Origin of the sequence: Pseudomonas marginalis, assembly GCF_008692035.1 — a bacterium.
GTDB lineage: Bacteria > Pseudomonadota > Gammaproteobacteria > Pseudomonadales > Pseudomonadaceae > Aquipseudomonas > Aquipseudomonas marginalis.
The window spans coordinates 1,009,776-1,022,400 of sequence record NZ_VTFG01000001.1; the positions used below are offsets into that span (position 1 = coordinate 1,009,776).

General features: G+C 62.9%; 12 protein-coding genes. 3 read left to right on the plus strand and 9 right to left on the minus strand.

What is annotated here, in order from left to right; translation table 11 throughout:
- Position 1 precedes the first annotated feature (1 nt).
- Genes FX984_RS04370 through FX984_RS04395 form a run of 6 tightly spaced genes read right to left on the minus strand, consistent with a single transcriptional unit; the run spans position 2 to position 5,658 of the window.
- Positions 2-994, minus strand: a complete 993-nt coding sequence (locus FX984_RS04370) for a fumarylacetoacetate hydrolase family protein (RefSeq protein ID WP_146476133.1) — start codon at positions 992-994, stop codon at positions 2-4.
- A complete protein-coding gene (locus FX984_RS04375; protein ID WP_027608476.1) occupies positions 991-1,422 on the minus strand; it encodes a VOC family protein in 432 nt (143 codons plus the stop codon). The genes FX984_RS04370 and FX984_RS04375 overlap by 4 nt, the downstream gene beginning before the upstream one ends.
- Positions 1,423-1,433: 11 nt before the next feature.
- A complete protein-coding gene (locus tag FX984_RS04380) occupies positions 1,434-2,186 on the minus strand; it encodes an SDR family NAD(P)-dependent oxidoreductase (protein ID WP_092356973.1) in 753 nt (250 codons plus the stop codon).
- A complete protein-coding gene (hisD, locus tag FX984_RS04385) occupies positions 2,186-3,469 on the minus strand; it encodes a histidinol dehydrogenase (RefSeq protein WP_146476131.1) in 1,284 nt (427 codons plus the stop codon). Before hisD ends, FX984_RS04380 begins: the two co-directional genes overlap by 1 nt.
- A gap of 29 nt (positions 3,470-3,498) precedes the next feature.
- On the minus strand, positions 3,499-4,515 hold the full coding sequence (locus FX984_RS04390) for an SMP-30/gluconolactonase/LRE family protein (protein WP_146476128.1): 1,017 nt from the start codon (positions 4,513-4,515) through the stop codon (positions 3,499-3,501).
- Between the two features lie 15 nt (positions 4,516-4,530).
- Positions 4,531-5,658, minus strand: a complete 1,128-nt coding sequence (locus tag FX984_RS04395; RefSeq protein ID WP_027608480.1) for an FAD-dependent oxidoreductase — start codon at positions 5,656-5,658, stop codon at positions 4,531-4,533.
- Between the two features lie 297 nt (positions 5,659-5,955).
- Between FX984_RS04395 and FX984_RS04400 the strand changes: the two genes are divergently transcribed.
- The gene (locus FX984_RS04400; RefSeq protein WP_027608481.1) at positions 5,956-6,882 is read left to right on the plus strand and encodes a LysR family transcriptional regulator; all 927 of its coding nucleotides are present in this window, start codon (positions 5,956-5,958) and stop codon (positions 6,880-6,882) included.
- Here FX984_RS04400 and FX984_RS04405 read toward each other — a convergent pair.
- Complete coding sequence (locus FX984_RS04405) at positions 6,870-7,310, minus strand: winged helix-turn-helix transcriptional regulator (RefSeq protein WP_027608482.1); 441 nt, start codon at positions 7,308-7,310, stop codon at positions 6,870-6,872. The two genes, FX984_RS04400 and FX984_RS04405, sit on opposite strands and share 13 nt — an antisense overlap.
- A 164-nt stretch (positions 7,311-7,474) precedes the next feature.
- On the opposite strand from FX984_RS04405, the gene FX984_RS04410 reads away from it, so the two are divergent.
- Complete coding sequence (locus tag FX984_RS04410; RefSeq protein ID WP_027608483.1) at positions 7,475-9,058, plus strand: phytoene desaturase family protein; 1,584 nt, start codon at positions 7,475-7,477, stop codon at positions 9,056-9,058.
- A gap of 2 nt (positions 9,059-9,060) precedes the next feature.
- Positions 9,061-9,285 carry a hypothetical protein gene (locus tag FX984_RS04415; RefSeq protein WP_027608484.1) on the plus strand — a complete coding sequence of 75 codons (225 nt, stop codon included), beginning with the start codon at positions 9,061-9,063 and terminating at the stop codon, positions 9,283-9,285.
- A 51-nt stretch (positions 9,286-9,336) separates the two neighbouring features.
- On the opposite strand, the gene nirD is transcribed toward FX984_RS04415, so the two are convergent.
- Complete coding sequence (gene nirD / locus FX984_RS04420) at positions 9,337-9,699, minus strand: nitrite reductase small subunit NirD (RefSeq protein WP_027608485.1); 363 nt, start codon at positions 9,697-9,699, stop codon at positions 9,337-9,339.
- Entirely contained in the window at positions 9,699-12,242 is a 2,544-nt protein-coding gene (gene nirB, locus FX984_RS04425) for a nitrite reductase large subunit NirB (protein ID WP_027608486.1), read from the minus strand. The genes nirD and nirB overlap by 1 nt, the downstream gene beginning before the upstream one ends.
- Positions 12,243-12,625: the final 383 nt, after the last annotated feature.

Consider the following 12,625-nt stretch of genomic DNA (forward strand, 5'->3'; position numbering starts at 1 on the left):
GTCAGTGCTCCTGCACGGGGGCTGGAACAAACCGGTGATCGATGGCGCCGAACAGGCTTTGCCCGTCCAGGCCAAAGATTTCAAAGCGCAAACGGTCGCCGAATTTCAGGAAAGGCGTGTTCGCCTCACCCTGCTCGATCACTTCTATTGCACGTCGCTCGGCCAGGCAGGCCGAGCCTTTGGCGGTGTAGTCACGGTTGGAGAAGGTGCCCGAGCCCAGCACCGTACCGGCGCGCAAGTTGCGGGTACGAGCCAGGTGCATTACCAGTTCCGGGAAGCTGAAGTCCATTTCATCGCCGTTGGGTTCGCCGAAACGCTGGCCGTTGCACTGCACATGCAGCGGCAGCTTGACGCGGCCGTCGTGCCAGGCTTCGCCCAGTTCATCCGGGGTGACCGCCACCGGCGCAAACACCGTACTGGGTTTGGCCCGCAGTGGACCGAAACCGATACTCACCTCCTTGAACAGATGCGCGCGCAGGCTCACGTCGTTGAGCAGCATCAGCAACTTGATATGCGCCGCCGCTGCCGTTGGCTGAACGCCCATGGGCACATCATCAAGCACCACTGCCACCTCGCCCTCGAAATCGATCTGGTGGTCCTCGCCGGGCACCGGGTAATCGTCGCAGGCACCGAAGAAATCGTCCCCGGCGCCCTGGTAGATGATAGGCACGCCGGGATCTTTCTTGATGTCCAGATTGTACGCACGCTCCATCAGGCTGCCGTGGTTGAGGAACGACGAGGCATCGGCCCATTGGTAGGCACGGGGCAGCGGTGCCATGGCCGCGCGCGGGTCAAAATCGAACGCCTGGGGTGCCCGGCCTGCGTTAAGTGCGGCGGACAACTGCTGCAATGCCGGTTCGCAGCGGGGCCATTCTTCCAGCGCAGCCTGCAGGGTGCCGGCGATTCCACTGGCCAGCACCGCGCGGCCCAGGTCGCGACTGACAACCACCAAGCGCCCATCGCGGGTGTGATCCTTCAGGGTTGCAAGTTTCATCGGTGTGCTCCTGGCCCGGACCACAGGGCCGGGCATTCAATGAGTTCCAGCAGATTGCCGCTGTTGTCGCGCACAAAGCCCATGGGGCTGCCTTCGATGACCGTCTCAAAAACGATGTCGGCACCTTTGCCGCGCAACGCGTGGAAGGCAGTCGCGGCATCCTGCACGGCAAAGCACAAGTGCTTGTGGCCGTGGGTCTTGAGGTCCAGGTGCGGCTCGCGACGGTCACTCGGTAACGGGTGCGCTTGGTCCAGCTGGAACAGCTCGATGCGGTAGTCGCCGCAGCGGATAAAGGCGATATGCGCCGGGATCCGGTCAATGTAGGCGCGGCTTTCCAGCTCGAAACCGAGCATCCGCCGGTACCAGCCGATGGACGCCTCCAGGTCGGGGACGCTGATCCCGCCGTGATGGGGTTTGATCGCAAACATGGCAGCCTTCCTCAGTTCAGTGCCCGACCGCCATCCACTGGGATGACCGCGCCGGTGGTAAATGTCAGGTGGCAGGCCAGGGCCAACACCGCCTGGGCGACCTCTTCGGGCAAGGCCAGGCGACCCAACGGGGTACGTGCGGCTTGCTCGTCACGCCAGCCCTGGGCCAGGCCCTGGACGAACTCCGTATCGGCCAACCCCGGCGCCACCGACACCACCCTTACCTGAGGCGCCAGGGCACGGGCCAGGGACCGGGTCAGGTTGTCCACCGCCGCCTTGCTCGCGCAGTAGGCAATATTGCTGCCCATCGCCGTACGCGCGGCAATCGAGCTGATGTTCACCACCAGCCCATCGCCGCCGGCCTTGAGCAGCGGTGCCAAGGCCCGGATACAGGCGATCGGACCGCGCACGTTGATGGCCAGGATATTGTCGATCAGCCCGTCATCCAGACCCTCAAGGTCGGCATGTTCGACAAACCGCGTCGTGCCGGCGCAATTGACCAGAATGTCGCAACGCCCAAAGTGCCTCTGTACCTGAGTGGCCAGTCGCTCGAGCATGGCGCTGTCGGTGACAGGTGCCGCCACGGCGAGGTGGCCACCGGCAACAGTCGGCAGGTCAGTCACCAGGGTATGGGCGGCATCGCTGGAGCGGTTGTACCCCGCCACTACGCTGGCACCCGCGCGGGCCAGGGCATGGCAGATCACCACCCCCAACCCGCCGGTGGCTCCGGTAACGACGGCGACCTTGCCTTCCAGGCGGCCCATCAGGAGGCCTTCTTCAGGCGACGCACACGGATATCCGCCTGTTCCTTGTGGCCGGAGAAATGCTCCAGTGCACACAACCGCGAGCAGACTTCACCGATGGCCACGCTGGCTTCGTCTGTGAGCACCCGCTGGTAGGTATGAGTCTTGATGAACTTGCCCACCCAGAGCCCGCCGGTGTAACGCCCGGCGCCCATGGTCGGCAGCGTGTGATTGGTGCCGATCACTTTGTCGCCGTAGGACACATTGGTGCGATGCCCCAGGAACAGGCCGCCATAGTGAGTCATGCGCGCCAGGAACCAGTCCGGGTCGCGGGTCATCACCTGCACGTGTTCAGAGCAGATGCGCTCGGATTCGGCGAGCATCTCTTCGTCGCTGTCACACAAGATGATCTCGCCATAGTCGCGCCAGGCCACACTGGCCACCGGAGCGGTGTCCAGGCGTGCGAGCACCTGCTCGATGGCCGCCGGCAATTCTTCGGCAATACGGCGGCTGGTGGTCACGCAAAACGCCGGTGAAGTCGGCCCATGTTCGGCCTGGCCCAGCAGGTCGACCGCCACCAGTTCGGCATCCACCGTGTCATCGCAGATGACCATGGTTTCCGTAGGCCCGGCGAACAGGTCAATACCGACGCGACCGTACAGTTGACGCTTGGCTTCGGCCACGTAGGCATTGCCCGGACCGACGATCATGTCGACCTTCTCGATGTGTTCGGTGCCCAGGGCCATGGCAGCGACACCTTGCACGCCACCCATCACATAGATTTCATCAGCCCCCGCCATGGCCATCGCGGCGATGATCTCCGGCGACGGCTGGCCATCGAATGGCGGTGCACAGGCGATCACGCGTTTCACACCGGCCACTTTGGCGGTAAGCACGCTCATGTGCGCCGAGGCCAGCAGCGGGTACTTGCCGCCAGGGATGTAACAGCCTACCGAACTCACCGGGATGTGCTTGTGCCCGAGCACCACGCCCGGCAGGGTTTCGACCTCCACGTCGCGCATCGACAGCAACTGGATTTGGGCGAAGCGACGGATCTGGGCCTGGGCGAAGGTGATGTCCTCAATGGCCTGGGGCGACAGGCTGTCTATGCACGCCTGGATCTGCTCCTGGCTCAGCCGCAGGCTCGGCGGGTTCCAGCCATCGAACTGTTGCGAGTAATCCCGCACAGCCGCTTCACCACGCTGATCGATCGCATGGATAATCTGTTCGACCGTGTCGCGCACCTGGGCGTTGAGTGCCGCCTTGTGCTCCGCCGGTTTGCCTTTTTTCAGATAACGAATCATGAGCCGGTTCCTGTCTTGTTATTCGGTATTCAGCGCCAGTGGATCAGCGGTTGGCCCGCCAGTGGCGCCCGGAAAAACGGAATGCGTGTGCCCTGCAGACTGCCCAGGTACACGGTTTTCAAATCGGGCCCGCCAAACGTCAGGCTGGCCATCCAAGGTGCCAGTGTGCCGTGGGCAGCCTGCATGATCTGCGGGGTGAGGGTTTTGGCGCGGTAGTGCTGGTTCAGCAACGCTGTGGCGACCGGGTTACCGTCATCAAGCAGGTTGAGTACTTCGCCATCGGGGGTCAGGGCAATCAGCTTGTCGCTCATCACCAAGGTCACCCACAGGTTGCCGAAGCTGTCGAAGGCAAAACCGTCGGGAAAGCCCTCCAGCTCCGCCGGGCCAAACACTTCACGTTCCCCTAGCGAGCCGTCGGCCTGCTGGCGCAGGCGGGAGATTCGCCGCACATTGCTTTCCACCACGTACAACCATTCTTCGTTGTCGTCGAAGCGGATTTCGTTGGTGCCGCCAAACCCTTCGGCGACGATGCGAATGCCCTGGGCGTCGATCACGCCGATGTAGCCATCCAGCACGCCGGAATTGATCGAGTCGGTCCACGGTTGCATCGTGGTCGTCACCGTGAACCAGATACGCCCCTTGCTATCCCGTAGAGGGAAGTTGGTCTTGCCCAGGGGCTTGCCGTCGAGCTGGTCAAACAGCACCTGGACATGGCCCTGGCGGTCGAGCTTCTCGATACGGTCCAGGCCCCAGTTGCAGATGATGAAGTCGCCCTGCTCCGTCAGCGCCAGGCCATTGGGCAGCGACGCGCCCTGGGACTGCACATAGCGCGATTCGAAGGACGCCGCCTGCGCCTCCACCTGCGTGGGCGCCAACAAGGTCTGCTCGCCATTGGCGGTAATATGCATCACCCCGCCACGTGCGTCGGCGGACCACAGGCTGCCGTCGGGCTGGGCGATGATGCATTCGGGGCGTTGCAGATCGTGGCCGACGAAACCGATAGCGTCGCGGTCGACCTGCCAGCCTTTGAGCGGATTACGTTGCATGAGCATGTCCTTGGGTCAGATAGGCTGGGCGACCACATCGATCATCTGTTTCATCAAACCGGCGAAGTTGGCATCCGGTGTCGGCCGCTGCTCCCACTCGCCGATCTGCACGGACCCTTGGTTGATGAATTTGCAACGCTCGTAGCGACGCTGCATGAAACCTTCGAGCACCTCGGCCAGACTCAGCTCGGCGCCACACAGTTCACCCAGCACCACGGCATCCTCCACCGCCTGCGCGGCGCCCTGGCCCATGTGCGGCGTGGTGGCGTGCGCGGCATCGCCAATCAACAACACGCGCCCGCGGTACCAGGGGGCCGGCATCAACAGGGCTTCCAGCGGGCGATAGACCACTTGGGTGTTGTCGGTGATCTGGGCGCTCAGCTCCGGCACCAGGCCGCCGTAGCCTTCAAGGCGTCGGCGGAACTCGGCGGCAAGCGTGTCCGGGTCGAAGAACGGGTTGCCGGGTTCTTCGAACACCGACAGGATGTACAGGCTGTCTTCGGTCAATGGCGTGTAGCCAGCCTTGCCGCCCGGCTTGCCCTCAAACATGTGCGACCAGAGCAGGTCCTTGGGCCGTGGCAGGTTGTAGCGCCACACGCCCTGCCCCGTGAATTGCGGCGTGTACTGCTCGCCGAATACCGTCGTACGCACTTTGGAGTACACACCGTCGGCCCCCACCACCAGGTCATAATCACCCCGACTGCCGTCGGTGAACCCCACGCTGACGCCGTGTTCATGTTGAGAAATATCACTGAAGGTCAGGCCCAGACGCAGGTTGGCGCCACTGGCGGCCACCGCATCAAGCAATACCTGATGCAACGCCGGACGGGTCAGTCCGAGGTTCGCGGGATACTGCTCGCCGGCCAGCCGTGCACCACTGAGTTCGGCTTTTACCTCCCCCTGCTGGTTGCAGATGCGCAGGCCCTTGTAAGGGAAACCCGCGGCCACGGCCGCGTCGGCAATACCCAGTTGCGCCATGGCGCGAATGCAGTTGGCCTGGACCACGATACCCACGTGATACACCTTGGCCTGGGGGCTGATTTCGACAATATCGACCACTACGCCGGACTTGCGCAGGGCGATGGCGGCGCTGAGGCCGCCAATGCCACCGCCGACGATCAGCACATGCTTGATGGCGCTCATCAACGCACTCCTCTTGGATGCAGAGTGAAGTGGGCACACAGGCTTGGAAGCGTGAGGTGGGACACAGGACTGCTCTCCATATTTATTGTTGTTATGGCCGGCCTCACAGGGGGCTGGCTGAACATGGGCCAACCTTACTCACCCCTCAGGTATGCCGGAAATTGTTTGTTCGGATAGGTCCCATCCATCAGATGGATAGCCCAACAGCCACCGCTATTTGCGTTTCAAATCCTTTGCCAGGCAGGTATAACAAGCCTGGATGCCCGTAAGCACAATCATAAAAAACGGAGTAAAGCCATGCGCTTTCACGGTCTGGATTTGAACCTCCTCGTGGTGCTGGACATGCTGCTGGCGGAGCAGAACATCACCCGTACCGGTGAGCGCCTGCACCTCAGCCAGCCGGCCACCAGTGCGGCGTTGTCACGCCTGCGCGACTATTTCGAAGATGATTTACTGGTACAGGTCGGTCGCAGGATGGTCCGTACACCGATGGCCGAAACCCTGGCCCAGCCGATTCGTGATTTGCTGATCCAGATGCGCTCCACCTTGGAAAACCGCAGCCGATTCCAGCCGGACCTGGCACGCCGAAACTTCACGCTGATGGCGTCGGATTATGTGGGCATGGTGCTGCTGCCCGAGGTCAGTCGCAGGCTGAACACCCTGGCACCGTCATGCTCCATCGAACAGTTCCTGCCCACGGATGAGGCCGCCCTTGAGATCGAGCGTGGGCACGTGGACTTCCTGGTGCTGCCGGACAAGAACATCCTCAAGGAACACCCCTGTGTGGCGCTGTTCAGCGATGAATACGTGTGCGTGATGTGCAAGGACCATCCGGCGGCCAATGGGCCTTTGTCCATGGATGACTACAAGGCGCTGGGGCACGTGCTGGTGCGCTGGGGCGGCGAACATCGCGCCCCGATGGCTGATGAGTGGTTTGCGCGCAGTTTCGGGTTCACACGCCGGGTGGAAGTGACCACCAACACCTTCAACAGTGTGCCGCCGTTTCTGATCGGTACCCTGCGGGTCGCCACCATGCACCGTCGCCTGGCGGAGAGATGGGCACAATACTTGCCGCTGCGGATCGTGTCCGCCCCCTGGACCGCGCCGCCGCTGACCATGTCCATGCAGTGGAACAAATACCAGCAGCTCGACCCCGGGCTGGCCTGGTTGCGCAACCTGATCATCGAGACCGCCGCCTCGATGGATCCCGATCAGGCATCGTAGGCCTGGCGGGCGGCCTCGATGACCGGGGCCTGTTGTTCGAGCCACACCAGCAGCGCCTCAAACTGGGTGACTAATGAAACGCCCAATGGCTTGAGGCTGTATTCCACCTGCGGCGGAATGGTAGCGATCACACGACGTTCGAGCATGCCGTCACGTTCCAGCGCACGCAGCTTGAGGGTGAGAATGCGCTGCGACAAGCTACCCTCCGCCATATCGTTGACCTGCCGTTGCAGTTCGGTAAAACGCAGCGTACCGGTGTGCAGCACCAGCAACAGCAACGGGGTCCAGCGGTCGCCAAGCCGAGCCAGGGATTCACGCACAGGCCCATGGGGATCATTGCCGCCGCGCAGCACCCGCGCTTTCAGATCATCCAGCGCCTGGCGCTGAATCTTGTCGACCACATGCATCGAGCCTTCACCTTTGTGCATCCCTCTCTCCCTGCCAGCCCCTGGGGGGTACGTACATTCAGGTAACCGACCTACATTAAAGTGCCGTCTTCCGCCTGCCGGCCCGCTGCCCCAGTATCCGGCACAGCGGCGCCCTGCCCCCGGGCAGTACGCCGACAACAAAAACAACAGAAGCGGAAGATCCTATGAATCATTACGATATCGTCGCCATCGGCGGCGGGCACAATGGCCTCGTGGCCGCAGCCTATCTGGCCAAGGCCGGCAAAAAAGTCCTCGTGCTGGAACGCAAGGACTATGTGGGCGGTGGCGTGACAACGCGCCAGCTTAACACTCCAGGCTTCTGGCATGACGAGCACTCCAGCGTGCATATCATGATCCAGGGCAACCCCATGATCACCCGCGACGAGCTCGGTCTGTTCAGCCGGTTCGGCCTCAAGTACAACTACTCCGATGTGCCCCATGCGACCGTCTTCGAAGACGGCAGCGCACTGATCACCTACCGCGACCTGGACAAGGCCTGCGAATCCATCGCCAGCGTGTCGCCTCGCGACGCAGAGACCTATCGCAAGCTGGCGACCAAGGCCGCCGGACTGCTGCCGATGTTCCTCTCCGGTTTCTATTCGCCCCCGCCGCCCATGGGGGCCATGGTCGCCATGCTTGACCAGAGCCAGGAAGGCCGCGAGATGTTCGACGCCATGCAGCGCAGTACCCTGGACATCGTCGACAACCTGTTTGAGCACGACAAGGTCAAGATCCACCTGTTGCGGGTGATCGCCGAAAACCTGCAAGCCCCGGACGAGTTGGGTACAGGTATGGGTGTGTATGTGTTCGTCGGCATCATGCACACCTACGGCGTGTCGCAACCGGTGGGTGGCAGTGGCAAGCTTTCAGAAGCCCTGGTGCGCTGCATCGAGCACCACGGCGGCGAGATCCGTTGTAACAGCGAAGTGCGCAAGGTGATCGTCGAAGGCGGGCGCGCCAACGGTGTGGAGCTGGCCGACGGTGAGCGAATTCTGGCCCGAGACGCGGTGGTCGGCGCCTTGCACCCCCATGTCATCAAACGCTTCGTCGACGGGCTTGATCCTGGGGTGACCGCACGCGCCGAACGCGCCACGCTGGCCCCATTCAGCCTGTTCGTCAGCCACTACGACTTGCACCGGCAGGCCGAGTTTCATGCCGGCGCTGATGTCGGTCGCGCCACGATGCTGACCATGATGAGCTGCGACCGCCTGAGCGACATGCTCGACGACTTCGACGAGTTGCGCCGTGGGCGGGTGTCCAGGCGCAGGCTGGTGGCCGGTGGCGACGAGAGCATCAACGACCCGACCCGCGTGCCGCCAGGCAAGGGCATGTTCCACGGTATGACGTTCGCACCCTATGACCTCGCCGAAGGCGGTGCCGCACGCTGGGACGAGTACAAGGAGGAATTCGGCGATCTGAGCCTCCAGGCGTACCGCAAGTTCGTCAAGAACCTTACGCCGGATAACATCATCGCCCGCAAGGTGTGCTCGCCGCTGGACCTGGAACGCAGTTCGCCCAACTCCATGGTCAAGGGCGATGTACACGGCGTCGCCCCCTACTTCTACCAGAGTTTCGCCCACCGCCCTACGCCCGACCTCGGCCGCTTGAGCGTACCCGGGCTGGACAACCTGTACCTGGTGGGTCCTTTCATGCACCCGGGCGGCGGCGTATTCGGCGCCGGCCGGGGCACCGCAATCAAAATATTCGATGACCTGGGCATCGATTTCGACCGTGTGACAAGGAACTGATCATGAAAATATTCGGCAGCGACAACAGCGAGCTGATGACCGTGAGCGCCATAGAGCGCAGCGGTGACGACCTAGTACTCAAGGGTAAGATCTTCGGCGCCATGCCCATGCTGGCCAGGGTGCGACCGGAAGAAGCACGTGCAGCCTTGCGCCTGCTTGATATCAAGACGGCTGTGTTCCTCTTGAGCCTGCTGTTCAGGCCGGCCAGCCGCAAAGCCGGCAAGTAGGCGCCAGGGTGCTGCAGGAGAGCGGCTTGGCCACTCACCTGCAGCGCTGCATCAGTCCACTCCCAACTCCACCACCCCACCGCTCAGCCGCACTGGCCATACCCGCAAACGCTGGTGCGGTGCCTCCAGGCACTGGCCGTCTTCCAAACGGTAATGCTGCTTGTAGATCGGCGCGGCCACCACCAGGTCGCCCTTGATGCTGCCGACCAGCCCGCGTCCGATCACATTCGCGCCGGATTCCGGGTCGTGGTTGTCGATGGCGTACAGCGTCTGGTCCCGGGCGCCGGGCAGGTAGAACAGCGCGACTTGGGCGCCGTCCAGCCACACCACGACGCCGGAATTACTCACCAGGTCGGTCTCGTTGCACACGCTTTTCCAGGTGGCAAGGTTGCGCTGCGTGTTGGACTGGCTCATCAGGCAAGCTCCTCGGTGACGGCAATCAGGTTGAGTTCGGCGGCCATGATCGGCCGACGCTGGCCGCGTTCCTGGACAAAGTGGATGTCCGGGTCGGGGCGTTTGTCGTTGACGAAGGTGCGGAAGCGCTTGAGTTTTTCCGGGTCCTTGAGGGCGTTGGCCCACTCGCATTCATAGCGGTCGACCACCAGTTGCATCTGCGCTTCGAGCTCGGCGCCCAGGCCCAGGCTGTCGTGCAGGATCACGTCCTTGAGGAAATCCAGGCCGCCTTCCAGGCTTTCGCGCCAGACCGAGGTGCGTTGCAATTTGTCGGCGGTGCGGATGTAGAACATCAGGAAGCGGTCGATGTACTGGATCAGCGTGGCGTCATCCAGGTCGGTGGCGAACAGTTCGGCGTGGCGTGGGCGCATGCCGCCGTTGCCGGCGATGTAGAGGTTCCAGCCCTTCTCGGTGGCGATCACGCCCACGTCCTTGCTCTGCGCCTCGGCGCATTCGCGGGTGCAGCCGGATACCGCGAACTTGAGCTTGTGCGGCGAACGCAGGCCCTTGTAGCGGTCCTCGATCAGCAGCGCCATTTTCACGCTGTCCTGCACACCGTAGCGGCACCAGGTGCTGCCCACGCAGGACTTCACCGTGCGCGTGGACTTGCCATAGGCGTGGCCGGTTTCAAACCCGGCCGCGATCAGCTCGGCCCAGATGTCCGGCAACTCGTGCAGTTGCGCGCCAAACAGGTCGATGCGCTGGCCGCCGGTGATCTTGGTGTAGAGGTCGTATTTCTTCGCCACTTCGCCAATCACGATCAGCTTGTCGGCGGTGATCTCACCGCCCGGAATACGCGGCACTACCGAGTAGGTGCCGTTCTTCTGCATGTTGGCCATGAAGGTGTCGTTGGTGTCCTGCAACGGCACCAGGGACGCGTCCATGATCGGCTGGTTCCAGCACGAGGCCAGGATCGACCCCACCGCCGGTTTGCACACATCGCAGCCGGTGTGGCCACGGCCGTGCCTGGCCAGCAGTTCTTCGAAGGTGGTCACCCCTTCCACGCGCACCAGGGCATACAACTCCTGGCGGGTATAGGCAAAGTGTTCGCACAGGCTCTTGTCGACGCTGACGCCACGGGCAATCAGCTCGTGCTCAAACACCTGCTTGAGCAACCCGGCACACCCACCGCAACCGGTGCAGGCCTTGGTCTGCGACTTGAGCAGGCCAAGGTCGCTGCAACCGCCGTCGATGGCCGAGCAGATCGCGCCCTTGTTGACGTTATGGCACGAGCACACCGTGGCAGAGTCCGGCAAGGCGCCTGGGCCGAGGGTCGGTGCGCCGCTGGACGATGGCAGGATCAGGCTGGCCGGTTCGGCCGGCAGCGCGATGCTGTTCTGCATGTATTGCAGCAAGGTGTCGTAGTAGCTGTTGTCGCCGACCAGCACCGCGCCGATCACGTGTTTGCCGCTCGCATCCACCACCAGGCGCCGATAGCTGGCGGTCGCCTCGTCGATGAACTGGTAGCTGCGCGCACCCGGCGTATGGGCGTGGGCGTCGCCGATGGAGCCCACGTCCACGCCCAGCAACTTGAGCTTGGTGGACATGTCGGCGCCGACAAACGGCTCGGCGCTGTGCTCGCACAACAGCGCGGCGACGCCACGGGCCATTTGGTAACCCGGCGCAACCAGGCCGAACAGGCTGCCGTTCCAGGAAGCGCATTCGCCAATCGCATAGATGTTGGGGTCGCAGCTCAAGCACTCGTCGTTGATCACCACGCCGCCGCGCGGGCCAATGTCCAGGCCGGCCTGGCGAGCCAGGGCGTCCTGGGCGCGGATCCCGGCGGAGAACACAATCAGGTCAGTCTCAAGGAACTCGTCATTGGCAAAGTTCATGCGATAGCGGTACCGCTCGCCGGCGCTGATCGACTGGGTGGCGCGGGACAGATGCACACCGACGCCCAGCCGCTCGATCTGGGCCTTGAGGGCCAGGCCGCCAAAATCATCCAGCTGTACCGGCATCAAGCGCGGCGCGAATTCCACCACATGGGCTTCCAGGCCCAGGCTTTTCAGGGCGTTGGCGGCTTCCAGGCCGAGCAGGCCACCGCCCACCACCACACCACGGCGGGCATTGGCGGCTGCGGCACGGATGGCGTCGAGGTCTTCGAGGGTGCGATACACCAGGCGCGAGTCGCCTTCGGCGCCCTCGATCGGCGGTACGAACGGATAGGAACCGGTGGCCAGCACCAGCTTGTCGTAGCCCACGCAGCCCTGGGCGGTGATCACTTCACAGCGTTCGCGATCGATCTCCAGCACCGGTACACCCAGGTGCAGGGTGACACCCGGCGTCTGGTACAACGCGGCGTCCGACAACGCCAGGGACTCGGCATCGCGGCCGGTGAAATACTCGGAAAGGTGCACGCGGTCATAGGCACGCATCGGCTCTTCGCTGAACACGTGCAACCGGTAGTGATCCAGCGCGCCGCGTTCGATCAATTGCTCCACGCAATGGTGGCCGACCATGCCATTGCCGACGACGATCAGGGTTTTCATCTGTTTGTTCATAGCAAGCACCCGACAACGTTCATCACGGTTTAAAAAGCAAAAAAAAACGCCTGAAACCTTGCGGTTCCAGGCGCCTTTGCCTGTTCTTATGCGGGATCGGATCGGCGACTGCGCCGGATCTACCGCTTTATACCCCTGTTGTCGATCGTCGTTGACCGAGGTGGGTTGAGGGGGGAGCTTGCAGGGTCTGTGCCAATTGGTCGCGAGCCTTACTGCGACGCCTTCTGGCGGTACTCATCGAGTCTGAATGCACACTTCAGCGCCTCCAACTGGTGCATCCCGCGACAAAAAAGTGCATTCCCGGATAAAAATCAAAGGGTCACAGAAGAGCGGGCTTGCTGTGGTGAGCGGGCTTGCCCCGCGCTGGGCTGCGCAGCAGCCCT

What these genes read in the sequence shown, in the direction of transcription:
- FX984_RS04405 (WP_027608482.1), bottom strand. Translation starts at nt 7,310, where the DNA reads ATGCACAAAGGTGAAGGCTCGATGCATGTGGTCGACAAGATTCAGCGC.
- FX984_RS04400 (WP_027608481.1), top strand. Translation starts at nt 5,956, where the DNA reads ATGCGCTTTCACGGTCTGGATTTGAACCTCCTCGTGGTGCTGGACATG.
- FX984_RS04410 (WP_027608483.1), top strand. Translation starts at nt 7,475, where the DNA reads ATGAATCATTACGATATCGTCGCCATCGGCGGCGGGCACAATGGCCTC.
- FX984_RS04415 (WP_027608484.1), top strand. Translation starts at nt 9,061, where the DNA reads ATGAAAATATTCGGCAGCGACAACAGCGAGCTGATGACCGTGAGCGCC.
- nirD (WP_027608485.1), bottom strand. Translation starts at nt 9,699, where the DNA reads ATGAGCCAGTCCAACACGCAGCGCAACCTTGCCACCTGGAAAAGCGTG.
- nirB (WP_027608486.1), bottom strand. Translation starts at nt 12,242, where the DNA reads ATGAACAAACAGATGAAAACCCTGATCGTCGTCGGCAATGGCATGGTC.
- FX984_RS04390 (WP_146476128.1), bottom strand. Translation starts at nt 4,515, where the DNA reads ATGCAACGTAATCCGCTCAAAGGCTGGCAGGTCGACCGCGACGCTATC.
- hisD (WP_146476131.1), bottom strand. Translation starts at nt 3,469, where the DNA reads ATGATTCGTTATCTGAAAAAAGGCAAACCGGCGGAGCACAAGGCGGCA.
- FX984_RS04370 (WP_146476133.1), bottom strand. Translation starts at nt 994, where the DNA reads ATGAAACTTGCAACCCTGAAGGATCACACCCGCGATGGGCGCTTGGTG.
- FX984_RS04395 (WP_027608480.1), bottom strand. Translation starts at nt 5,658, where the DNA reads ATGAGCGCCATCAAGCATGTGCTGATCGTCGGCGGTGGCATTGGCGGC.
- FX984_RS04375 (WP_027608476.1), bottom strand. Translation starts at nt 1,422, where the DNA reads ATGTTTGCGATCAAACCCCATCACGGCGGGATCAGCGTCCCCGACCTG.
- FX984_RS04380 (WP_092356973.1), bottom strand. Translation starts at nt 2,186, where the DNA reads ATGGGCCGCCTGGAAGGCAAGGTCGCCGTCGTTACCGGAGCCACCGGC.